This is a genomic window from Paenibacillus oleatilyticus (genome assembly GCF_018998565.1).
Classification (GTDB): domain Bacteria; phylum Bacillota; class Bacilli; order Paenibacillales; family NBRC-103111; genus Paenibacillus_G; species Paenibacillus_G oleatilyticus.
The window spans coordinates 1-309 of the sequence record NZ_JAHNZO010000223.1 but is presented as its reverse complement, the minus strand read 5'-3'; the positions used below and the strand labels follow the sequence as shown (position 1 = coordinate 309).

Sequence of the window (309 nt, the reverse complement as noted above, 5' to 3'; positions counted from 1 at the left end):
GAACGAAACCACGCAACAAATCCAACCTCTCACCACGATCGAGCTCACGCGGCAACGCCACTTCGATCTCGCGGGCAAGCTGTGCATCACGGCGTTTCTCGACCGCCTCGACCGCATTCCAAAGCTGGTCGCGATCGCGCATCCAGTCGGGCGCATTCTCGGGGGCCATGATCTCGGAATGCACAACCCCGCCTTTGCGGGAATAGTCATGCTCCGCCCCCTGCCGGTCATCCCGCAGCCGCCCAGCCGTCCGGTAGGCGGCGGCTGCGACCGATGACCGGCCCCCTGCCCGGCTGATCACTTTAGCAC

At 64.7% G+C, this 309-nt stretch carries 1 protein-coding gene; it reads right to left on the bottom strand.

The features are described from left to right. Window positions 1-309: MobA/MobL family protein (locus tag KQX66_RS37080; RefSeq protein ID WP_216798473.1), on the bottom strand; the 309-nt coding region annotated here is incomplete at both ends.